Raw genomic sequence first — 20,160 nt, forward strand, 5'->3', positions numbered from 1 at the left:
CGCCTACACCCGCTCGGACCCGGTCAGCATGGCATCCAACCTGATCGGCTACTACCACTACACGCTCTGACAGCAGGCCCTTTCAGGTTCCCGTGGCGCGCGCAGCATGGATACCTCAACGAGAACATCTACGGCCCCGCCGTCTGAATCCGCCCATTCAACACCCGATCAAAGGAACGCATACACGATGGCCAACCGTAAGCGCATAGCCGCACTGGCCACAGCAACCGCCCCCCTCCTCCTCGCCCTCACCGTCACCACCCCCGTCCACGCCGATGGCTACACCGAGATCAGGTTCAACGGTGGGTACTGCCTGGACGTCCAGAACGGGGACTTCTCTCCCGGCACTCCCGTGCAGATCTGGGGCTGCAACGACACCAACGCCCAGAACTGGTCGATCGAATCGGCAGACGCCACCCACTTCTACATCGTCGCCTCGCACTACTCGGGCGACAAGCAGCCGCTGTGCCTGAACAACTGGGAGGGCGGCGACAGCCAGGGCAACCACCTCAAGCTCTACTACTGCAACCAGTCCAACGCCGGTGACGTCCTGTGGAACAAGACGTACTACGGCGGGAAGGTCCAGCTCCAGCCGAAGGTGGCTTCCAACAACTGCCTGGACGCCTGGGGCGGCCTGTCCCAGGGGGCCGCGGCGCGCCTGTACGGCTGCACCGACGCCGCCGGAGAGAACGTCTGGTCCCCCACCGGCGCCTTCTAGCGCCCAGCCCCGATCAGCGACACGCACTCCAGAGCCCGGACGACGCCGCGCACCAGGCGGACGTCCGGGCGGCACGGCTGCGCATCGACAAACGCAGCCATGCCGATCGATCGACGACCTGCGTCGATTCCACCCATCACTGCTGGCTGTTCGCGCGCACAGCACCTGTCTATTGAAGAGGTACATGATGAAGCGATCCATCACTGCCATTGCCATGGCCGCTGGACTGGGTCTGGGCGCTCTCGCAGCCGCCACCGTCACCGCCACCCCGGCCTTCGCGGCGGACTCGTGCCCCTGGCCGTACGTGTGCTTCGAGGACGGGAACGGCAACATCCTCACCATGTACCGGGACCAGGGCTGGCAGAACACCAGCTCACTGACCCGGTCCGCCTCCTACGTCACCGACGCCCGCCACGACGACTGCGCCCAGCTGAAGTACTCCGACGGCTACATCGACCAGATCTACCCCGGACAGGGATGGACCGTGCACTCGCCGATCGTCGCGATCAACATCCTCAGCGGCTGCTGACCCACCACCGGACAACCTGGCGTCACCACGGATCAGGTCGGATGCCAACTGCATGACGGCCCCGCCCTGATCAAGCAAGTCCAGAAGCGCCTGACCAGCCTCCACACCGATGGCCTGGCGGAGTTCGTGACCCTGCCGCTCGGACGTCCAGACGCCGGACGCTGAGCAGCTCGCCGTCCGGCACGGACCGCGGAACACGGAGCAGATTGCGGGGCGGGCAACGGGCGGATTCAGCGGCCCGGGTGCTCGATGAGGGTGCGCAGCACGGCGAGGACGAACTCGACGGGCGTGTGGCGGTCGAAGCGCGCCCGGTGAGGTCGGTCCAGGGCGCCCTGCCGACGTTGCCGTCGGTGGGCTTCCCCGGACCGCCTCCCGAACCGGACGTGTCGTCCGGGCATCCGGCAGCGTACCGGGCTGTATCCGCGTGTCCGCGTCGAGGGCGGTGGTCGCGGGGTGGTCTCGCAATCCGGCGCCGTGCTGCTTGTCGAGACGGCCCGCAAGGCGGGGCTGGATGTCGCGTTGTCAGCGGCTCTCGCGCCGTGGCGCAAGGAGCGGGCGCTCCATGATCCCGGCAGGATCCTGCTGGACGTCGCGCTCGCCGTGGCCCTGGGCGGTGATTGCCTGGCCGATGTCGCGACACGGCGGGCCGAGCCCGCAGTGTTCGGCCCGGTCGCCTCCGCCCCGACCGTCTCCTGCCTGGTCGACACCCTGGCCGCGGCCGGACCCAAGGCGCTGACGGCGATCCGCCGGGCACGGGCCGAAGTCCGCGAACGGGTCTGGCGGTTGGCCCGCGAGGCGGCCCCGGACGCGGGCGGCGAGGTGATCGTGGACATCGACGGCGTGCTGGTCCTGGCGCACTCCGAGAAGGAGCACGCCGCCAAGACCTGGAAGAAGACGTTCGGCCATCACCCACTGTTCGCGTTCGTCGACCACGGCCGAGACGGATCCGGAGAGCCGGTCGCCGGCTTGCTGCGACCGGGGAGTGCGGGCAGCAACACCGCCGCCGACCACATCGAGGCCGCCCGCCTGGCCCTGGCCCAGCTACCCAACAAGTACCGGCGCGGACGCCGCACCCTGATCCGCACCGACTCCGGCGGCGGCGCCCACAAGTTCCTCAACAGGCTCACCGCACGCGGAAGGTGGCTTTCGTACTCGGTGGGGATGACCATCACGGACGCCATCCACGCCGCTGTGCTCCTCATCCCGGCCTCGGCCTGGACCCCAGCCGTCGAGCCGGGCGCCGAGGTCCGCGACGGCGCCTGGGTCGCCGAGCTTGCCGGGGAAGTCCTCAAGGGCTGGCCGAAGGGGATACGGCTGATCGTCCGCAAGGAACGGCCCCACCCTGGCGCCCAGTTGCGCTTCACCGACGCCGACGGCATGCGGCTGACCTGCTTTGCCACCAACGCCACCCGCACTCCGATCGCGCACTTGGAGCTGCGGCACCGCCAGCGGGCCCGCGCCGAGGATCGCATCCGCGCCGCCCGCGACACCGGCCTGCGCAACCTGCCCCTGCACGACGCCGCGCAGAACCAGATCTGGCTGGAGATCGCGTCCTGCAGCTGCCGGACGAGCATGGCGGCGTCAGCACGGCCGTTCCCGTGCCCGTTGCGGTGGGTGAGGACGGAGTGGACGTCCTGGTCGGCGCGGTGAAAGCGGCCTCCCTCGCCCTGGGGGTGGAGCGCGGTGCCTGGGGTCGGGACGACGTCCTGCTGGTGACCGGCGGCGAGCACCAGGGGCGGGCCGGGCTGGTGGACGTGCCGGTGTGGGAGCCGGACGACGACGCCCGGGACGTCGCACCGGGCCTGCCCCGAGCCTTCAGGTTCACCTGGACCGCAGCAGGCCGGTGGCGGTGCCAGCCGAGCATCTGCGGCCGGGCAGGTCTTCCCCAGGTCACGGACGGGGTCCAGGGCCATCTAGGCGAGTCCGCGGGTGAAGCCTTGCAGTCCGTCGTTCAGGTTCATCCGTGTCAGCTCTGCGTCGTAGTCGATCCACCGCACGACGGGCACCTCAGGTGCAAGGTCGCGCAGTACTTCGTAGATGACGGTCAGCGGCGCGGACAGCGGTTCCCGGTCCTCGAACGAGAAGGCGCGGTGCCGGTGGTTGAACGAGAGTTCCGCCCGCTGGCCGGGTGCGATCTCCGCTTCGATCTCCAGGAAGTCCTCGAACGCGCTGCTCATGATGGCGTCTGGCCAGTGGCGTCGGACGGACTCCTCCACCTGCTCGCCGGTGAAGGTCCACGGCCCGACGTGTTCCTGGTCGGCGGTGACGTAGAAGCTGGATCCCACGGGGTGCTCGTTTCTGTCGGTGGTGCGGGCTCGGCGTGCCTGGTCAGGGTTCGATGCGGACACGGCCGGTGACTTTCTGGGCCGTCATGAGGGCCTGGAAGTAGCTGCTGGTCTTGGCGTCGCTCGTGATGAGTTCGAGGTGGTTGACCTTGTTGCGGGGGTCCTTCAGGGCCGACGCGTACTTCTCCAGTTTCTTCGATTCCCCGGTCATGGTGTTCTCGTAGGCGAACTGGAAGATGCCGTCCTCGTTGTCCAGGCGGAACGGGGACTTGCAGCTCTTCTGCTGGCCGATGTACTTGGCGTCGATCGCCGCCCCGTCCTCCGGACGGACGCCGTCGGCGTCCATGCCCAGCTCGCTCCCGTCCTTCGGGTCCGTGACCGTGGTGTACAGGCGGTACTCCGTCGACCCCGCCACCCTCACCTGGTAGGCACGCCTGGCGTTGATCTTCGGATCGGGCTTCTCAGGAGACGCCGGCGCATGCGGGCCGTCGGCCGGGAACGTACGCCCGTCCTGTTCCATCTGCGCCATCCACGCCCGGATCGCGGCCTGCTGCGCCGCGGGAAGTACCGGGAAGGGGCTGGTCGGGTCGTGTGGCAGCGGCGGCATGCCGGGGGTGACGGTGAACGGCGGGGGCTTGGGGCCAGGTGCTGCCGCCGTGTCTCCCGCTCCCGCCAGCACGACGGCCGCGGTGGCCGTGACGGCCACTCCCGCTCCACGGGGACCACGCTCGCTGCCGCGCTGTCGACCACGGCCGCTGCCTCGGCCAGCACAGCGAGTTCCGCTCTGCCCTCCACCGTCGCAGCCCGGGACCGCACGCTGCGCCGGACCCAGCCGCGCTCGGCGTGGACGAGGAGGACCGAACCCGTGACCACGACCGATGAGACGCTGCGGTCCTGGCCGCCGTCGAGGCCGCGTGGCTGGGTGACACGGCCGGAAAGCCTGGCCGCTACCGCACCGGGCGAGCGTTCCCTGCCTGAGGCGATCGCCGCCTACGCCGACACCGCGATGCGGGAGCTGCTCGCCGCCTCCTACGGAATCCACGACGGCATGCCGGCCGACACCCTGGCGGCCGCCGCGCAGCGGATGCACGCCGATGTCGGCGCCCGCATGACGAAGATCTGGACCCAGACCCTCGCAGTGTGGGCCGTCGGCCCCACCGACCTGCGCACGATCGACGGCATATGCCACGCCCTGATCACCATCACCGCGGACGGCACCGCCGACGACGTCCTGCCTCTCCTCGTTCAGCTGCGCGCGGCCGCCCTGGCCGACGGGCTGTGATGGACGGCCGTTCGAAGGTGCGTGCGGCGGTCGCGCGCGGGCCCGTCCAGGGCGAGCACGGGCATCCAGGCGCAGCAGGTCGAGCGCGAGCTGGACGATCTCCAGCCAGACCTGGTTCTGGGCGGTGTCGTGCAGGGGCAGGTTGCGCAGGCCGGTGTCGTGGGCGGCGCGGATGCAGTCCTCGGCGCGGGCGCGCTGGCGGTGCCGCAGCTCCAAGTGCGCGATCGGAGTGCGGGTGGTGTTGGTGGCGAAGCAGGTCAGCCGCATGCCGTCGGCATCGGTGAAGCGCAACTGTGCTCCGGGGTGCGGCCGTTCCTTGCGCACATCAGCCGCATGCCCTTCGGCCAGTCCTTGAGGACGTCGCCGGCGAGCTCAGCGACCCAGGCACCGTCGCGGATCGCACCGTCGGTCTCCACAGCCGGAGTCCAGGCCGAGGCGGGCACCGGCAGCACGGCCTGGTGGATCGCCTCCGTGATGGTCATCCCGACCGAGTAGGACAGCCACCGGCCGCGCGCTGCGAGCCAGTTGAGGAACTCGTGGGTGCCGCCGCCGGAGTCGGTGCGGATAAGAGTGCGCCGCCCGCGCCGGTACTTCTTCGGCAGCTGGGCCAGGGCCAGGCGGGCGGCGGCGATGTGGTCGGCGGCGGTGTTGCTGCCCGCGTTCCCCGGCCGCAGCAGACCGGCGACCGGCTCTCCGGAGCCCTCGCTGCGGTGGTCGACGAACGCGAACAGCGGGTGGTGGCCGAACGTCTTCTTCCACGTCGAGGCCGCGTCCTGCTTCTCGGAGTGAGTCAGGACCAGCCCACCGTCGATATCCACGACCACGTCGCCGCCCGCGTCCGGTGCGGCCTGGCCGGCCAACCGCCAGACCCGCTCGCGGACTTCGGCCCGTGCCTGCCGGACGGCCGCCAGTGCCCTTGGGCCGGCCGCGGCAAGGGTGTCGGCCAGCCGGGAGACCGTCGGATCCGAGGCCACCGGCCCGAACACACCCGGCTCGGCCCGAAGCATCGCCACGTCCGCCAAGCAGTCCCCGCCCAGCGCCACGGCGAGCGCGAGATCCAGCAGGATCTTGCCGGGGTCGTGCACCGCTCTCGGCTTGCGCCACGGCGCGAGCGCCGCAGACAACGTGGAGGCCAGGCCGGTGCGGCGCGCTGTCAACAGAACCCCGCCGGCCTGCGAGACGACCCTGCTGCCGCCACCCGACACCCACACACGCGGGTACGACCCGACACGCTCACTCACCTGGGAAGTGCCTCCGACGGGCGCGGGAACAAGGGCCTAGACAATCATCATTCTCGCAGGTCAGAGGCATTTTCTGCTTTGCTGATCACCTACCGGACAGCCCGCTTCGTGAAAGCGCGAGGCTAGGCCGTTCCTGCCGGCGACGCGACCACATAGCCCCGGGAGAGGCTGTCCCCAAGCGGGACAGCCTCTCCATCAGCAAGATCTACATCAGGCTTCTACGCGTGCGCCGTGGCCCGGTGTGGGAGCTCCCGGCCGGGTGCGGGCGGCAGCCCGATCCGAGCCAGGCCGGGGTGGTCGGCGTCGGGCGCATCGAGGGACTTCGCGTGCTTGGCCACATCGACGAAACCGGGTCCGTGGATGGTGAGTTCGAAGTCCTGATGCGCCTTGGCGTCCGGAGCGAACGGCAGACGGATCCGCTCGTCCGCGATTAGACGGCGCACCTCGGCCCGGCTCAGGCCGAGGCCGAGCTGGAGCAGCCGCTCCACCCGGACCGGCGCGGGCAGCTCGAAGCGCACCTGCACCGAAAGCGGGTTCGGGTCGTCGAGCGCGTACAGCGGCGTGCGGGTCTCCAGCTCCCACGTCCCGGTCCAGTCGAGCCGGTACCGGTTCTTCGCCGCGAGCGACGCGCTCATCACCAACTCCCGTACCGCTGCCGGGTCGTTGTTCTCGTACGCCACCAGCCGAGCCGGCTCCAGCGTCGAGACGTGGACGCGTTCGTGGACGGGCACCTTCGAGGTCCGGTCGCACGTCGCGCAGCTCAGCAGCAGCCAGACGTCGAGCAGCTTGCCGTTCGCGTTGGCGCGGATCTTCCCCGAGGCGCGGTGCCGCATGCCGGGACAGTCCGGGCAGGACCGGACGACGGTGGGCAGGGCGGACTGACGCACGGCCCACAGGGCCTTGCGGTCGGTATTCATGTGTGTTGGATGCTTTCAGGACTCAGCAGGAGGGCATGCCGAACTCACTCGGCGGCTCCCGCTCTCTGACGGGTGCTCACGAGGGGCGCGACCCATCACCCCGGGGCCGGGTCTTCAGGCTCCGAGGTCGATCGCGCGACAGGTACGTACTACGTGGCAGTCATCAAAAGTCCATGGGGGTGATCATGATCGAGACGGCGGCCCGCGGCAACCGAATTTCCCCGTGCCCTCCGCCGGTGGTCGCGCGCCGCTCATCTCATGGAACTCCAGCCGCTGCCCGTCCATCCCGGTCGGACTCCCAGACGCTCTGCCGGGGGTTCGGCTCGTGGTTCGGCACGGGGGCCCGGGGCGGGTTCGGTCCGCGGTGCGGTTCGGCGCCCGACGCCGTCTCCGCTTACCACCTGTTTGCGCTGCTCATCGGGGTGACGGGCCGAACTCACCACCTCGACTTACCTTCCTTGGCCCCTGCCTGCTGGTTGTGGTGGGTGGGTTGGGGCGTTGGTCGGTGTGGCCGGGCGCTGCGCTGTGCTCTGGTTCTCGCGTCCGGCTGGTGCCGGCCGCTCGTGTGGGTGGGGTGAGGCGGGCGGCGGTGGCGGTCAGGCGGCCTCTGGGGGTGGTGGCCACAGGAGACGGACCTTGCCGTAACGGGCGCGGGCGGCGTCCGCGCTGAGTCCGAGCGCCTCGCCGATCGTGGCCCAGGTGACAGCGGAGACGGGAGAGCCCGACCCTGCAGGGTCCTGACACCCGAACTGTGGAGGGCTTACATGCCCACGGACCGTCCGCCGTGACGCGGCGGACCATCCCGGCGGGCATCGGGCTGGTCTGCGGCCCGCGCCGTCCCGGGTGCTGTGGCGTGCGGTGTGACCTCCGGCCGCCCGGTGTGCTGTTCGGCTGCCAGAACTGGCGGGCGAGGAAGGAGGAGGTCAGCTCACACTGGAGGCTGGACAAGGGGGGTACCTGTTGAACGACGTTCCAGAGCTTGGGCCCATGCCCCGGCGGGTCACCGTCAGTGCCGAGCAGGCAGGGCGGCTCGTGGCCGAACAGTTCCCGCAGTGGGCCGCGTTACCGGTGACGGCTGTGGAGAACGGCGGCTGGGACAACCGGACCTTCCGCCTGGGCGACACCATGGTGCTGCGCCTGCCCAGCGCGCAGGAGTACGCCTTGGCGGTGGAGAAGGAGCACCGTTGGCTGCCCGAGCTGGCACCGGCTCTCCCGCTGCCGATCCCGGTGCCGCTGGCGAAGGGGAGTCCTGGCGCGGCCTACCCGTTCGCGTGGTCGGTCTACGGGTGGATCGACGGCACGCCCGTGACGTTCGAGGCAGTCGTCGATCCGATCCGCTTCGCCGAGGGCCTGGCCGGCTTCGTCGCCGCGTTGCAGAGCGTCGACGCCTCGCAAGGGCCGCAGCCCGGCAAGCACAACTGGTTCCGTGGAGCGACGCTGCGGACCTATGAGGCGCAGGCGCTCGGTGCGCTGGACGGGCTGCGCGGCCACGTCGGCGTCGCGCCGGCACATGAGTTGTGGGCTCAGGCGCTCGAGGCGCGGTGGGACGGGACCGACGTCTGGTTCCACGGCGACCTTGCCAAGGGGAACCTGCTCCTTGAGGACGGGCAGCTCGCCGCCGTCATCGATTTCGGTACGTGTGGCGTGGGGGATCCCGCGTGCGACCTCGCGATCGCGTGGACCCTGCTCTCGGCCGACGGCCGCGACGTGTTCCGGCAGCGGCTGGGCGTCGACGACGCGACCTGGGCGCGCGGACGCGGCTGGGCGCTGTGGAAGACGCTCGTCTCGTGCGCCGACAGCCTGGGCCAGGACGGCGCTGACGCCCGTGACGCGCGACGCGTGCTCTCCGCAATCCTCACTGATCGAGGCTGAGGGTCGCCGGGGCGCGTGGACCCACACCTATCCGCTCCCGCGCGTCGGCGCCCTGGGCGCCGTCCCCGCCGCGCCCCTGGGTGTGACCTGCGTGAGATCGGCTTGGCATGCTTTGGATCTTTAGCCCGGCTTCGTTGGACCAATGTGGGCCGGTCCAGGTGTCGGGTTCCGCTCGTTTCGCCCGTGTCGGGTGGCGCCCGGTCGGGTTGCTCTGTGTGTTCGCCGTGGGCATGCCATGCGAGTGGGATGGAGGGCAGGGCTTCGGCGTAGTCGGATGGCGTCCGGTTCGCTCAGCCCGAGAGCGGTTGGGCGGCTGAGACAGTGACCCGGTCGCCGAAGCGGCCGCGCAGGTCTGCCTGGGCGCTGGACAGATTTCCGCTGACGCCGACCTCCACCACGCCGCGGGCGAAGCTCACCTCCGAACCGTCGCCCACCATGACGATGCTGTAGTCGCTCGTGTGCCCTATCAGTGCCGTTACCCGGTTTCGGGTGGCGGCCAGCTCGCTGATCGAGCGCGGCGCATCGCGCAGGTCCACGCGCACGCTTAGACCCAGGTGAGCGAGGGCGGCGTCGAAACCGCCACCGCCCGGCTTCCGGTAGACGATGACGCAACCGTCCGGAACGTCCACCGTCAGGCCCGCGAAGACATCCTGGTAGGAGCCGCTGAGGCGTGAGACCGCGTCCGCGGCCGTGTCCAGCTGCTGCTGGTCCGGTCGGCCCGAACTCGGCGGAGGGCTTGCGGTGACGCTCGGCGGAGGGCTTGCGGTGACGCTCGGCGTAGGGCTTACGGCGACGGCAGGCGCGGCGGCACTTGTCGGCACAGGAGCGGACGGCGCGACATTGGTCTGTCCAGCACAGGCTGCGCAAGCCAGCAGAGCGGTCAAGGCCACGGTGACAGCGGTCAGGTGTATCGGCGTTGGGGTACGGGGCATCGGTCCAGCCTCACTTCATCGGCGACGGCTGGTGATCGTACGCGGGCGCGAAGCGACGTGCGTGCAGAAGGCAGGCACGGCTTCCAAGATCACGGAGTTCTCTGCGCCCCGTGACCCGAGTGGAATCCCGTGCCTGCCGACGCATCATCCCCGATTCCGGCTGCCCTCGACCAGCTCCACGAGTAGCCCGAGGCGGCTGCTGGGGAGGTGCCTGGTCTGCTGGAGCGGTTAGCGCAGGTGCCGGACCCCCGTGATCCGCGTGGAGTGCGGCACGCGCTGGCCGTGGTCCTCGCTCTGACGGCTGTGCAGTGCTGGCCGGGGCGACCTCGCTGCTGGCGGTCGGCGAGTGGATCGCGGACGCCCCGCCGCACGTGCTGGAGCGGCTCGGAGTGCGTCCCGATCCGGTGCTGCCCAGGCGGCTGGTGCCGGCCGAGGCGACGGTCCGCCGGCTGCTCGCGCGCATCGACGCCGACGCCCTGGACCGGGGCGGTGGGCGGATGGCTCGCCGACCGCCGACCCGCGGGCTCCGGGCGGCCCACAGGGCCAGCCCGCCGCAGGCGCCGCAACCTTGCCGCACACGCCCACCCGCCACCCACCAAGACGGGAAGGGCGTCAGAAGAGGTTGTCAGGGGTCTTCGGGACGCTTGATAGGTGCTCTGACCTGCGCACGAAACTCCTGGCCGAGCACGGCCCGCTCCTGGACAACGACTCCTTCTACGTCACGATCGTCCCGTGAGCCGTACTCGCCAAGGCCGGAGGACAACCAGTGCCGATCCTGTTCGAGTTCTGCACCGAAGCCAGGCCCGACAACGGTCTCATCGAGGTGTACGACTCCGACGCCTACCTCACCAACTCCGAGGCCGTCAGGCAGAGCTGGGACACGGTGGTGGCGGGCACCGGTACCCAGATCTATCTCCGCAGCCTCCAGAGCATCGCACCTGCCGAGATCCTGGTACGGGTGTGGGACGGCCCTGCGCCGGCCGACAGCACCTGGATCGCCGACGGCGAGCGCTTGACAATGCTCGACAGCCCCACCGGCGAAGTGGTCATCCGCGCGTTTGCCCCGGACATCGCTGGTCACTTCCAACTGCCCCGCCCGGGCGTCTACGAAGGCCGCGTGTCCTGGAAGGGGCGACATGAGGCCGCCGCGCAGGAGGCGGGCCTTCACACCGCACTCGGCGCGGCGGAACCGCGGTCGCAGGCGGATACCGACGCGATCTGGGCAGCCCACCGGGATGTTTTGGAGAGCTACCGGATCGACCTGTGGTGGACCTCCGAGACCGTGCACTACTAAGACTAAGAATAGAAGCCCTGGTACCAACGCCACGGGTGTGGCACCGCCCTCACGGCGGTGCCACACCCGTTGGAACAGAACAACTTCCGCTTGCCGGGCGGTGTTCGCTAGGTTCAAGGCCCACACCGGCGGGCGCTGCGCCAGTCCTACCGGCAGGGCAGGGTGTCCTGGGTCATCATCCCGGTCTACCTCCCGACGCCGCTGGTCGGCGACGACGGCACGGCGGCCGCCGACCCGGCCGAGGTGAAGGACGCCGGCGCGGCGGTAAAGGCCGAGGCTGACGCCGAGATGGAGGCCTCCAGCTTCCGCACGATCTGGCGGGTCCTGCGCGCCCTGGCCGCGCACGACGCCCGGGTGGTCGGCCGGATCACCGAGCTGCGCGTCCACCGCGCCCAGTCCGCCCCGCTCACCACCGAGGCCTCGGCCGCCGACGGCGCGGCCGGGGCGGGTGAGCAGCAGCCGGCGGCGCCGGTGGAGTCGCCGGTGGACTGGTTGCGGATCGACGCCCGGCGGCACGCGGCGCGGATCCTCCAGACGGTGAAGCTGCGGGCGTTCAACCCGCGGGCGGTCGAGTGGCAGCGCATGCACGCCGTCGCCGCCGCCTTTCACCTCGAGCACGGCCACCTCGACCCCACCGACAAGACGGAGCAGGGCGAGCTGATCTCCTGGCTCGACCGGCAGCGCTACCTGAACGGCCAAAGCCCTGCTCGACCCGGCCCGGATCAGCGAGTTGGACGCGCTCGGCATGATCTGGTCCAAGCACGCCAACGCCTGGGAACGCGGCTACGCCTACGCCCGTGCCTGGGCCGCCCACCACGGCCACCTCGCGATCCCCGCGACCGAGAAGCTGGACGGCTACGCGGTCGGGGCGTGGATGCGCCGTCAGCGCAAGGCCGCGGGCCTCACTGGCGACCAGGTGGCGAAGCTGGAGGCGCTGGACGGGCTGTGGCGCCTTGAGCCGGACTGGAACCGCTCCTACCGGCGCCTGCTCGCCTACCTCGCCGCCGGCGGCACCCTCGACGGCCCCGCCAACCGCACCGGCCTGGGCGACGACCCGGCGTTCCGCCCCGGCACGTGGCTGCGCAAGCAGGACAAGGCCCGCACGGGCCGCCTCGTCCCACTCAGGCCAGGGTGGCCCGAGCGGCCCGCATACCACCGGCGAACTGGCCCGGGCCTGGGACCTGACACCCCCGGGAGTCTCCCGGCACCTCGCGCTGCTGCGCTGCACCGGTCTGCTGACCACCCGCCGGCACGGGCGGTACGTCAGCTACACGCTCGACCCGGCGTCGCTGACCATGCTGGGCAGTGACGTGCTGGCCGCGGTTCTGTGCTGACCCCGGCGGCGGCTCCATGCGGTCTGCCGGGCGCGACGCGGACCGCTCCACGACAGGATTCGCGGTTTGTTCCGCATGGCACCGGCTCTAGCTCCTAAGCTGCTCAGCGGCGATGTAACGCAGTGTCAGAGTCGGGGTGGGGTACATGGACATTCCTCTGGTGGACGCCGTAGCGGCAGTGCGTGACGAACTGCTGGCCGCAGCAGCGCAGGGTGTGGACCAGGAGATCCAGTTCGCGGTAGGGCCCGTCGAGATGGAGTTCCAGGTCGAGCTGCGTGCCGACGGCAAGGCAAAAGGCGGATTCCGCCTGTGGGCGGTCTCCGCAGAGACGGAGGCAGGGGTCTCCCGGGGGCGGACGCACCGGGTCGCGTTCACGCTGACGCCGAAGAGTGCGAGCGGAGCGGACCTGCTGATCAGCGGGCCCCTGGGAGCCGAGGACGGGCCGGGCGACACCAGTCGGCACATCCCGCACTGACGGTGCGTCGGGAGCAGGGAGTCGGTCGCCGAGAGGGCTGGGGGGTCAGTGGTGGACGAGGCGAGGCTGGTGGCGGTCACCGGGGCGGGCGGGCGGGGATCGGGGTACGCGGTCGGGCCGCGGCTCGTCCTGACCTCGGCGCACGTCGTGGCGCGGAAGGGCGCGCGGGTGAAGGTCTTCCACCCGGGCGGCAACCGGCAGTTCGTGGGCGAGAGCGTGTGGTGCGGGACACCGGGCGACATCGACGACGCCGCTCTGGTCGTGGTGACCGACGCCAGCTGGCGGCCGCCGTCGGGACCGGATGTGCGCTGGGGGCGACTCGCGACCACGCGGCCCGGCCAGGAATGCGAGACCTGGGGCGTGCCCGAGCTGATCCAGCGGCGCGGCACGGCGGTCGAGGCCAGTCAGCAGCGCGGTCTGCTCAACCCCGGCACTGGCTTCGTCAACAACCACTACGTCATGGACCTGCGTGCGCACCCGCCGAGCTGGCCGTCCGACGCCACCTCACCCTGGGGAGGGCTGTCGGGCGGTGCGATGTTCTGCGACCGGTTGCTGACCGGTGTGGTCCTCGCGGAGTCGGCGCACTCCGAACACGCTGCGCTGAAGGTCGTCCCTGCCTACGTGCTTCACCACGACGATTCGTTCCGTGCCGCCCTGGCCACCCACGGTGGGGGACGACCGCAACTGGAAGCAGTGGAGTTCCAGGACCTGGCCGCCGTGGAGCCCACCCTCAACAAGGGTCCGGCCTCACCGGCGGCGCTGCTCACGGCGGACCGGCAGACGGTCCCGTTCCGCGGCCGGGTCGAGCTGATGGACCAGTTGAGGGCCTGGTGCGACCTGGGCGGGTTCGGCGCCTGGCTGCTGCACGGGCCCGGCGGCCAAGGCAAGACCAGAATCGCCCGCCATCTTGCCGGCACCCTCGCCGAGGAGAAATGGGCCGTGCTGTGGCTGCGCGCCGGGGCCACCGCAGCAGAGCTCCGGGGCCTGAGACGCGCCGCCAAGCCGCTGCTGATCGTCGTCGACTACGCGGAGGCGCGCACCGACCAGATCGCCGGACTGGTGGAGGCCGCCGCCGAGCACGGCGGCGGCAGCCCGTTCAAGGTCCTGCTGCTGGCACGGACGGCCGGTGACTGGTGGAGCCGGGCGAAGAACCTCACCAGCATCACGGAGAGCTACCTGGAGGGCACCCCGGACGTCGCCCTCCCCCCGCTCGATCCCGACCCCCCGGACCGGTTGAAGGCCTACCAGGACGCGGCGAAGGCCTTCGCTGGCAGCCTCTCGCGGGTCAAGGGCTACGAGCACCACAACTGGCCGCGCGTGGCCGCCAAGCTCCCCGTTCCGCAGCTCACCCGAGAAGGCCTGGGAAATGCACTGACCCTGCAGATGACGGCCCTTGCCGACCTGCTCGACGAGGCCGATAGGCCCGGTTCCCTCACGACCGTGCCGCGCCCGAGCGTGGAAGAACGACTGCTCGGCCACGAGACCCGCTACTGGACGCGAACGGCCGGCTCCGAAGGCCTGACCGGGATGCTCGAGGCCACCCTGCACGACGCGGTCACCGCAGCCCTGCTCGTCGGTGCCTCCGACGGCGCGCAGGCGGAGGCCACCCTGCGGCGCTTGGCCCGGCTGGCCGAACTGCCGCGCGACCGACGGGAGGCCGTCGCGCTCTGGCTGGTGGCGATCTTCCCGTCGCTGGACTCCGGCCGTCTGTGGGGAAGCCTCTATCCCGACCGGCTGGCCGAGCGGTTCGTCGGGCTGCGGCTCGAGAAGGACCCGGAACTGGCGGAGGACCTGGTGCAGGGGGCGGACGACCTGCAGGCCGCACAGCTGCTGACCGTCTACAGCCGGGCCGCGGCTTACCCCGAGGTCCGCGGTCGCCTGGACGACCAGCTGACCGGTCTCTGCGTGCGGAACGGCACCAGGCTCGTTCCGCAACTCATCGACGTCGCCATCCAGACCGAGCACCCCGGCCCGCTGCTGGCGGCATTTGACCGCATCACCGGTGACCAGCTCGCGCTGGACGAACTGCGACGCCTTGTCGACTGGGTCCCGGAGTCCACCCAGCGCCTCGCGGCCTGGGTGGCGAAGGCCGCCACGCTGCTCACGAACCGCACGCGCAACATCCCCCCGGGCAACCCGAACCGGCTGCCGCTCCTTGCCAACGCCTTGATCGAGCAGTCCAACAGACTCAGCAACGTGGGACGGCACGAGGAGGCACTGGCCGCGGTGGAGGAGGCCGTCGAGGTCAGCCGAACGCTGGCCGTGAGCGACCCATCGCACCTGCGCGACTACGCCAAGGCCCTCAACAACCTGTCGAACCGCTACAGCGACTTCGGGCGGCACGAGGAGGCCCTCGCGGCGATCGAGACCTCGGTACGGATCCACAGCCAGCTCACCGGGGCGCTGTTCTCGGAGATCTTCCCCAACAACGCGGCGGTGGAGGACCTGTCCGCTCACCTCTCCCGGTCGGAGGAGGGCCGGCTCAGCACGGCGGAGCTGCTCCTCGAATCCTTCGACGGCCATGCGATGGCGCTTAACAACCTCTCGGCCCGACTGTCCGTTATGGGCCGGCATCGGGAGGCGCTGGAAGCGGTCGAGCAGTCGCTGTTCGACTATCGTCTTCTGGTGGATTCCGATCCCGAGAAGTACCTCCCCGAGCTTGCCAGGATCACGGCCAATCACGGGGCCAGACTCGCGGCGGTGGGACGGCGGCAGGAGTCGCTCGCCGCGCTGGAAAGCGCACTCGCCAGTCTCCGGCCGATGGCCGAGCGCCGCCCGGATGCCCACCTTCCGGACCTCGCGATGGTCCTCGGGAACATGGCCGTGGAGTTGGGGGCGCTCGGGAGGAACGAGGAGGCACTGGCTGCGGCCGAGGAGTGCGTTGCCACCTACCGGGTGCTGGACCAGGGCCACCCCCGCGGTACCTATCTGCCAGTCCTGGCGCGGTTCGTCTCCAACCTCTCGGCCAGGCTGACCGCCGTCGGGCGGATCCAAGAGGCACTGGCAGCCGCCGACGAGGCCGTCACGATGTTCGAGCGCTTGGCGGAGGACTACCCCGACGCCTACCAGGCGGAACTCGGGACCGCACTCGACCGGAGGTACATGCGGCTGACCGACCTGAACCAGCCGTACGATGCCCTGCAGACGGCGGTCCGCGCGGTCGACGTCTTCCGGGACCTGGCCGAGCGCTTCCCCGGCCGCCACCGAGCGGAACTCGCCCGGAACCTGCACCATCTCGCCCGTGCCCTCGCCACGCAGGGGCGGCGTCGGCCCAGTCTCGCCGCCATCGACGAATCCCTCGCTCTCCACCGCGCGCTTGCCGCAGCCGACCCCGGAGCTTACGAGGACCTGCTCGCCGCGTCGGAGGAACTGCGCGCCGGGATCGTCGCGTTGCCGGCTCGCAACGACGTGATCCTGGAGACCGTGGATCAGGTGAAGGCCATCATCGGCGAGCAACTCGGGATCGACCCGGACGACATAGGCCCGGACGAGGGACTCGTCGACGAGTTGGGCGCGGACGAGCTGGACATGGTGGAAATCGTCATGGCTGTGGAGAGCGCATTCGGCATGGACATCCCGGAGGAGCAAGCCCGGGAGATGGTTACGCCCCAGCACCTGGTCCGCGCCGTCCTGGCGCATCTGCTCTGACTGGTTTGCCTGCCTCGCCGGTGGCCCTGCACGTACGTCAGTGACGGACGAACGGGAGGTCGGCCGACCGGACGCGGTCGCGGGGGTCGGCCCCGCGCAGGACCACCTTCAGGGCGCGGGCCGGGTCGGCGGCGTGGGCGTGGGAAAACCAGGCCATGTTGGCCTCCACGACGGCCCAGCGGTGGCCCGGGAGGTAGGGGACGACGAGACTGCCGACGTCCAGGACGACGGCGCTTGGGAGGGATGGGTGGCCGGCTCTCCCGGCCTCGGAGTACTACGGCGGCTCCGCCCCGTCCCCAACCGATCGGCGGTTGATGCGCCCACCCGAACTACCCCGTCACCTGTCAAGCCGGGATACTCCGCGAGAACGACGGATTCCTGGTTGCGCAAGGCCATCAGTTGCTGGTCGCCCCGGCACATGCTGGAGTGGAAGGAGGCACAAAATGAGCCTCGCACCCCTGACCTGAAGAAAGTCGGATCCGTTGCGCCCCGTTCAGCCAGCGGCGAGATCCGGCCTTGACGCGCGGCCTGCCGCTGCACCATCCGCGGAATCCGGATCTGGAGCGCCCGGCAACAGTCGGACCGGCGCCCGGCGATTCAGGCGCGACAGCCGTCCTGGAACTTCGGTGCAGGCCCGGAGACGGAACGAAAGGACCCGGTCGTGAAGATCGAGAAGATTGACAACTCCCGACTCGCGACGACAGGAAAGGAGTTGCGCGACATAGCGGCTAGCGACGCCGACTGGATCGTCCGTAGCGCGGACGACTTGAGGCAACTTCGCGCGGCCGGCGGCAACGCTTTGGCTAAGCTTCCCGTAACGGACTTCGAAGCGTTTCTCGGGACCCTTAAATTCGCCAATGGGGGTGTCGCCGGTGGATGCTACAAGCCGTTGATGTCAACTCTCATGTTGTCGGAAATCTTTGAAGTGTTCGCCCACTTCGGTATCAGTGCCGGATTGCTGGCGCATCAAACCGACAGCTCGGACTCCTGTCAGGAATGCACTTGCGACGATGCCTTTGAGTGCAGTTTCGATTTCTGGTCTTTCTGCAGCAGTCTGTGTGAATCCGGAGGCCAGTGATAATCAATCCCAGACTCTGTACTGACTTCGGCTCACCAGACCGCGTTTGAGAACTCCAGCGCCGTAGATCATGATCACGGATGCCGAGGCTGCTCGTCGGTAGCCGCGTATGGCTGAGACCTGGGACGAAGTGCGGCTGATCGCGGACGGATTCGAGCGTGTGTACGTTGAGTTTGGAGTGTGGCCGTCGGGGACGACGGCGTTCTCGATGCACTTCGCGCCGGTGGGGTCGTCGTCGTTCACGGTGCAGTGGTTGAGCTTGCCGAAGCGCACCGAAAACCGGGTACCGCCGACATCGGCGAGGCTGTGCGCGGCCCGCTGCCCCACGGCCCGCTGATCGACCGATGCCAGCCCTCCCGCCGCGCCAACAGCGTCATTGCCCCCGAGCACCTGCCGATCTGGCAGGCCGAACAGGCCTTCCTTACACGGCTGCGAACACCCCGGCATCGCCCCCGGCCGGCGAGCCCACCTGGACGCCCAGCTCCACGAGGTCGGCCTCGTGATCCGGAGCACCGACCAGTGACCGTCACGGGCGGACCGAGCTGGCCCTGCGGGAGGTTCCGACTCGCGAGGACGGCGAGCCGGTCGATGCGCGCCAGTGCCTGGTGCGCATCAGCGGGGTCGACCGCTTCGCGGAGCGCGGTGGCGGTGTGTCGGGCCAGGGCGGCGTCGGCCTCCGTGAGGTTCCGTGTCCCGTCGGCGAGTTGGGCCTGAGCCTCGTGGACGACCCGCTCGTCTTCCCCGGTCATGGTCGCGACCGACTGGGCGACCGAGGTGGAGTTCACGCTGCCTGGCGGCCGGCGCATGGTGTGCCCGGACGCGGTGCTCCAGGCCCCGGGGGATCGGGGTGCCGGTGCGGGTGGTCGAGGTCGAGTACTCCGCCATGGCGCCGGAGCGGGTGGCGGCGAAGTTCACCGCCTACCGCGAGCTGTTCCGCACCAATACCAAGGACAGCGACCCGGCCCTTGCTGACCAGGACCCGGCCGACCGTACGGTGTACTGGTGGCGCCGCCCCTGGCCGGGCCGCACCGGCCCGGGTACCGGCCGGTCGCCCTGGTCGTCACCGGTGCCGGACCGGTAGCGCTGGGGTCTGGCAGCATGCGGTGGGAGGGATGACGCCTACACGCTTACGGTCTGCCCACGGTTTCCCCGCCAGAACGCGGTCACTCTAGGTCAGCCAGGCCGCTCTCGGTCAGAAGAAGTCGTGTGAAGTGACGTTGTGGCCGCAGCCGTGCCTTGCGCAGTCGAATCCTCTCGTCACAGTTCTTGGAAATTCGAAGTCCGGACACCTGTGGCAGACGTGGCAGGGGAAGACGTCGGGGCCAGGATCGGAGTCACCGTCCGACAGCAGGGATCGTGCCTCGCCATGGAGCGACTGGAGCCGCTCTCTGACTTGACCGAGGTCGCCCGCAATCCGCTCCAGGGCCTTCTTCTGGGAATCTGTCAGGTCGTCGGCAGAACGCATCGCCACACTCCGTTGCCGTTGACGGCCTCTCAATGGCCGCCAGGGATGCCCTTATGGTGACTCCAGATACGCATGTGTGCACTTTGAATCACCACGAGACATGCGTGACAAAGGTTGTTACAGTCCGGCAGGACCTGCCCTCCTGCAACTGTGGGAAAAGCACATGAAGGCGAAGTTCCCGGACACCTTCGCGGTCGAGAAGCCGCAGGCGAAGACCTGGTGCAGGGCCTGGTGACCCGGTGGCAACCGCGCGGCGCCCTGGTCTCCCGCCCCGGCTGTGGTGTCGCCGGAGCCGGCCGCCTCGGTCGCTCCGGTCGCTGCGCCCCGCCAGGCGGCCCCGCGGCTGGTCCGGCGGCCGCGCCGCACCGCGCGTCGTCGTCGCGTCCGGCGACGTCCTCGCGGGCCCGGAAGGCGGCGGCGAAGAAGCCGGCTGCGGCGGAGGGGCCGTCCGACTGGGAGCAGGCCGCGGCCGCGCGCCTCCCGGCAGGTCCCCTCGCGGTGGTGGAGGTCGCGCCGTCCGGCCGGGCGTTGGTGGCCTACCTCGCCGACGGCACCCAGGCGCCGACCGCGCCGTCCGGGCGCACGCTGGTCGACGTCGTGGAGTGGGCGCTCGAGGTGAAGCTCGGCTCGCCCCGGCTGCACCGGCACGGCAAGGACGGCGACGCCCTGGTGGTGCTCACCGACGCCGCCCTGGCCGAGCTCGGTCTGCCGCCGATGGGCCGGGACGAGAAGAAGGAGTTCGTCCAGCGCCTGGGCCAGTTGCCGAAGACGCACAAGGCCGTCAAGCAGGTGGAGAAGGCCGGCTGGCTGCTCACCCAGCGCGGCCTCGGGCCGTGGGCGCGGGTCTACCGCACACCCGAGGACGGCAAGCGCCAGTGCGTGCAGCTGTGCATCCCCGGCTGGGGCGCGCTCGCCTCCGGTGGCTGGCAGATCCGCGACGGCCTGGACGCCGCCGGCCTAGCCCCAACGCCGTGTAGCGGCCTCGACGTGGAGCTCAACGACATCGCGTGGATGGGCGTCGAGCTGTAGACCCGGGGCCTCGCACCCGATCGCTCTGCCCCCGGCGGCGAGGAACTGCTTCCAGGCCTCG

General features: G+C 70.2%; 17 protein-coding genes and 5 pseudogenes. 14 read left to right on the forward strand and 8 right to left on the reverse strand.

Annotated elements, in window-relative coordinates:
• The first annotated feature begins 187 nt into the window (after positions 1–187).
• The 3 genes and pseudogenes from ACFV1W_RS31265 to ACFV1W_RS31275 form a co-directional block, all read left to right on the forward strand.
• Complete coding sequence (locus tag ACFV1W_RS31265) at positions 188–718, forward strand: RICIN domain-containing protein (protein WP_380420622.1); 531 nt, start codon at positions 188–190, stop codon at positions 716–718.
• 214 nt (positions 719–932) lie between these two features.
• On the forward strand, positions 933–1,247 hold the full coding sequence (locus tag ACFV1W_RS31270) for a hypothetical protein (protein WP_380420623.1): 315 nt from the start codon (positions 933–935) through the stop codon (positions 1,245–1,247).
• A 396-nt stretch (positions 1,248–1,643) separates the two neighbouring features.
• Positions 1,644–2,795 (forward strand): annotated as a pseudogene (locus ACFV1W_RS31275) (IS1380 family transposase); the annotation flags it as partial.
• A gap of 365 nt (positions 2,796–3,160) precedes the next feature.
• Here ACFV1W_RS31275 and ACFV1W_RS31280 read toward each other — a convergent pair.
• Together ACFV1W_RS31280 and ACFV1W_RS31285 are read right to left on the reverse strand one after the other, a co-directional pair.
• Positions 3,161–3,532 (reverse strand): hypothetical protein, encoded by a 372-nt coding sequence (locus ACFV1W_RS31280; RefSeq protein ID WP_380420624.1) that lies wholly within the window; start codon positions 3,530–3,532, stop codon positions 3,161–3,163.
• Between the two features lie 43 nt (positions 3,533–3,575).
• Positions 3,576–4,238, reverse strand: coding sequence for a restriction endonuclease fold toxin-2 domain-containing protein (locus tag ACFV1W_RS31285; protein ID WP_380420625.1), 663 nt, complete (start codon positions 4,236–4,238; stop codon positions 3,576–3,578).
• 159 nt (positions 4,239–4,397) lie between these two features.
• Here ACFV1W_RS31285 and ACFV1W_RS31290 point away from each other — a divergent pair, with 159 nt between their 5' ends.
• Positions 4,398–4,814, forward strand: a complete 417-nt coding sequence (locus tag ACFV1W_RS31290) for a hypothetical protein (protein WP_380420626.1) — start codon at positions 4,398–4,400, stop codon at positions 4,812–4,814.
• On the opposite strand, the pseudogene ACFV1W_RS31295 reads toward ACFV1W_RS31290, so the two are convergent.
• Together ACFV1W_RS31295 and ACFV1W_RS31300 are read right to left on the reverse strand one after the other, a co-directional pair.
• Positions 4,778–6,055: pseudogene (locus ACFV1W_RS31295) on the reverse strand (IS1380 family transposase). The gene ACFV1W_RS31290 and the pseudogene ACFV1W_RS31295 sit on opposite strands and share 37 nt — an antisense overlap.
• 218 nt (positions 6,056–6,273) lie before the next feature.
• Complete coding sequence (locus ACFV1W_RS31300) at positions 6,274–6,972, reverse strand: DUF1062 domain-containing protein (RefSeq protein WP_380420627.1); 699 nt, start codon at positions 6,970–6,972, stop codon at positions 6,274–6,276.
• 960 nt (positions 6,973–7,932) lie between these two features.
• On the opposite strand from ACFV1W_RS31300, the gene ACFV1W_RS31305 reads away from it, so the two are divergent.
• Positions 7,933–8,844 carry an aminoglycoside phosphotransferase family protein gene (locus ACFV1W_RS31305; protein ID WP_380420628.1) on the forward strand — a complete coding sequence of 304 codons (912 nt, stop codon included), beginning with the start codon at positions 7,933–7,935 and terminating at the stop codon, positions 8,842–8,844.
• Between the two features lie 290 nt (positions 8,845–9,134).
• Here ACFV1W_RS31305 and ACFV1W_RS31310 read toward each other — a convergent pair whose 3' ends face one another.
• Positions 9,135–9,728, reverse strand: a complete 594-nt coding sequence (locus tag ACFV1W_RS31310; protein WP_380420629.1) for a hypothetical protein — start codon at positions 9,726–9,728, stop codon at positions 9,135–9,137.
• Positions 9,729–10,542: 814 nt separating this feature from the next.
• On the opposite strand from ACFV1W_RS31310, the gene ACFV1W_RS31315 reads away from it, so the two are divergent.
• Positions 10,543–11,070: a hypothetical protein gene (locus ACFV1W_RS31315; RefSeq protein ID WP_380420630.1), complete on the forward strand. Its 528-nt coding sequence runs from the start codon at positions 10,543–10,545 to the stop codon at positions 11,068–11,070.
• 185 nt (positions 11,071–11,255) lie between these two features.
• Here ACFV1W_RS31315 and ACFV1W_RS31320 read toward each other — a convergent pair whose 3' ends face one another.
• Positions 11,256–11,627 (reverse strand): hypothetical protein, encoded by a 372-nt coding sequence (locus ACFV1W_RS31320; protein WP_380420654.1) that lies wholly within the window; start codon positions 11,625–11,627, stop codon positions 11,256–11,258.
• Here ACFV1W_RS31320 and ACFV1W_RS31325 point away from each other — a divergent pair.
• The 5 genes and pseudogenes from ACFV1W_RS31325 to ACFV1W_RS31345 all read left to right on the forward strand — a co-directional run.
• A pseudogene (locus tag ACFV1W_RS31325) lies at positions 11,608–11,748 on the forward strand (hypothetical protein); the annotation flags it as partial. The gene ACFV1W_RS31320 and the pseudogene ACFV1W_RS31325 overlap by 20 nt on opposite strands.
• Positions 11,749–11,815: 67 nt before the next feature.
• Positions 11,816–11,998, forward strand: a pseudogene (locus ACFV1W_RS31330) (helicase associated domain-containing protein); the annotation flags it as partial.
• Positions 11,999–12,023: 25 nt separating this feature from the next.
• The gene (locus ACFV1W_RS31335; protein ID WP_380420631.1) at positions 12,024–12,404 is read left to right on the forward strand and encodes an ArsR/SmtB family transcription factor; all 381 of its coding nucleotides are present in this window, start codon (positions 12,024–12,026) and stop codon (positions 12,402–12,404) included.
• Between the two features lie 145 nt (positions 12,405–12,549).
• On the forward strand, positions 12,550–12,879 hold the full coding sequence (locus tag ACFV1W_RS31340; protein ID WP_380420632.1) for a trypco2 family protein: 330 nt from the start codon (positions 12,550–12,552) through the stop codon (positions 12,877–12,879).
• A gap of 51 nt (positions 12,880–12,930) precedes the next feature.
• On the forward strand, positions 12,931–16,527 hold the full coding sequence (locus tag ACFV1W_RS31345; protein WP_380420633.1) for a tetratricopeptide repeat protein: 3,597 nt from the start codon (positions 12,931–12,933) through the stop codon (positions 16,525–16,527).
• A gap of 37 nt (positions 16,528–16,564) precedes the next feature.
• On the opposite strand, the pseudogene ACFV1W_RS31350 reads toward ACFV1W_RS31345, so the two are convergent.
• A pseudogene (locus tag ACFV1W_RS31350) lies at positions 16,565–16,765 on the reverse strand (DUF4343 domain-containing protein); the annotation flags it as partial.
• A gap of 423 nt (positions 16,766–17,188) precedes the next feature.
• Between ACFV1W_RS31350 and ACFV1W_RS31355 the strand changes: the two are divergent.
• On the forward strand, positions 17,189–17,605 hold the full coding sequence (locus ACFV1W_RS31355) for a hypothetical protein (RefSeq protein WP_380420634.1): 417 nt from the start codon (positions 17,189–17,191) through the stop codon (positions 17,603–17,605).
• Between the two features lie 3 nt (positions 17,606–17,608).
• Here the strand turns inward: ACFV1W_RS31355 and ACFV1W_RS31360 are convergent, their stop codons facing one another.
• Positions 17,609–17,995 (reverse strand): hypothetical protein, encoded by a 387-nt coding sequence (locus ACFV1W_RS31360; RefSeq protein ID WP_380420635.1) that lies wholly within the window; start codon positions 17,993–17,995, stop codon positions 17,609–17,611.
• Positions 17,996–18,458: 463 nt separating this feature from the next.
• Between ACFV1W_RS31360 and ACFV1W_RS31365 the strand changes: the two genes are divergently transcribed.
• Together ACFV1W_RS31365 and ACFV1W_RS31370 are read left to right on the forward strand one after the other, a co-directional pair.
• A complete protein-coding gene (locus ACFV1W_RS31365) occupies positions 18,459–18,686 on the forward strand; it encodes a hypothetical protein (RefSeq protein WP_380420636.1) in 228 nt (75 codons plus the stop codon).
• A gap of 885 nt (positions 18,687–19,571) precedes the next feature.
• Positions 19,572–20,099, forward strand: coding sequence for a hypothetical protein (locus ACFV1W_RS31370; protein WP_380420637.1), 528 nt, complete (start codon positions 19,572–19,574; stop codon positions 20,097–20,099).
• The last annotated feature ends 61 nt before the right edge of the window (positions 20,100–20,160 follow it).

The sequence above is a fragment of the Kitasatospora sp. NPDC059648 genome (assembly GCF_042734825.1).
In the GTDB taxonomy this organism is placed as follows: domain Bacteria; phylum Actinomycetota; class Actinomycetes; order Streptomycetales; family Streptomycetaceae; genus Kitasatospora.

Bases quoted from the DNA above. Each gene is read 5' to 3' on its own strand.
- ACFV1W_RS31265 (WP_380420622.1), top strand. From the start codon at position 188: ATGGCCAACCGTAAGCGCATAGCCGCACTGGCCACAGCAACCGCCCCC.
- ACFV1W_RS31270 (WP_380420623.1), top strand. From the start codon at position 933: ATGGCCGCTGGACTGGGTCTGGGCGCTCTCGCAGCCGCCACCGTCACC.
- ACFV1W_RS31300 (WP_380420627.1), bottom strand. From the start codon at position 6,972: ATGAATACCGACCGCAAGGCCCTGTGGGCCGTGCGTCAGTCCGCCCTG.
- ACFV1W_RS31340 (WP_380420632.1), top strand. From the start codon at position 12,550: ATGGACATTCCTCTGGTGGACGCCGTAGCGGCAGTGCGTGACGAACTG.